We start from the raw sequence: 1,206 nt of genomic DNA on the forward strand, positions 1-1,206 counted from the left end.
AAGAAACCCATCTGCGCCATCGTTGCACCCCATCCCGTTTTATCGCTCCGATCATACCGAAACGCCGGTGTCAGCGCAATTTTTCGAGGTGCCCTACAGTTGGCTTGGACCAGACAATCTGGCGAATTCGAAGTATCCAATCACTTATCTTCGCTGAACGGCATTTAGGCCGATCAGTCCGCCAAATTACTCTGGAGGAGTTTTGTGAATATTAACTTATCAGTACAGTGTAACAACTGTTCAAACCTCACGAACTGCCGTGTTGGAATGAGCAATAGAGACATCCAACCAATAAAATTCGCCTGCAAGAATTGCGGCTCATTGATCGGTCTAGATTTCAAAATTAAGGGAGGAACTGACCTCGACACCAAGGCTGTTAGAGCCATGCTTGAAGGTCAGTCTCCTCGCGACGTGAGGGTAAATCAGGGCGTTTCTTACAATATTAGGGGCGCTAAGAAGGTGGCGATACATGGCGGATTCGACTCAAAAGTCGACTTTGTTGATTTACACTTGGACTTTCCGGTTGCCTTTGGCGAGTATGTTATGGGACGGACGCCATTTCTTGAGGCTTCAATCAGAGCGGGCGCTGAACAAGCAGAGTTTCACCGAAATCGGCTGCAGCTGATAAATTATTAATTCAAGAAGTGCCCAAAAGTCGCCAACCTAATCAGAATGTACGTAAAGGGATTTTACGGTCCTTTTCTGAAATCCGCGCGAACACAATTCAAGATCGACGTCAAGTCAAATAAATTGGAGGATATAAACGCTGCCCTTTACACCGTGATTAGCCGCTTCATTCTTCCATTCACGCTTCCCGACGACAGCAGTGCTCTCGTGGAATACTATACGAAAACTGTCATCGAGCTTGTCGAAAAATACAAGGCGCCAACGGCAGCATTTCTGCAAGATGTTGTCGACACAAAGTTCCTTGAACATCTTCAGAGTGACTGTCTGAAGTTGTATAAACCGATTGGTCGTGTCGCGAAGGTGGTGGAAATTTGAAGGTGGCGTAATCTCCGGGTGAACGAAACCCACCCAACCGGCGGCTGGCACCGCCAAAGGAGATCACGCCATGAACCAGATTACAGATACCAGCGCGCTTTCGCTACTCGCTTGCGATGACGGTTTTGACCCGATCGAGGACCGGCTGCGCGCCAACATCCGCGGCACCATCGAGGCGGTTTTCAACGAGGAACTGGACAGCTT

General features: G+C 48.7%; 2 protein-coding genes and 1 pseudogene. All 3 read left to right on the forward strand.

The genetic code is table 11. The annotated features are described in order from the left end of the window. The first annotated feature begins 267 nt into the window (after positions 1-267). Positions 268-636, forward strand: coding sequence for a hypothetical protein (locus tag ABIE58_RS20275; protein ID WP_354546417.1), 369 nt, complete (start codon positions 268-270; stop codon positions 634-636). A gap of 114 nt (positions 637-750) precedes the next feature. Then, positions 751-1,002: a hypothetical protein gene (locus ABIE58_RS20280; protein WP_354546418.1), complete on the forward strand. Its 252-nt coding sequence runs from the start codon at positions 751-753 to the stop codon at positions 1,000-1,002. Between the two features lie 70 nt (positions 1,003-1,072). Continuing rightward, a pseudogene (locus ABIE58_RS20285) lies at positions 1,073-1,206 on the forward strand (IS256 family transposase); the annotation flags it as partial.

The organism is Roseovarius sp. MBR-78 (genome assembly GCF_040547535.1).
Taxonomy (GTDB): domain Bacteria; phylum Pseudomonadota; class Alphaproteobacteria; order Rhodobacterales; family Rhodobacteraceae; genus Roseovarius.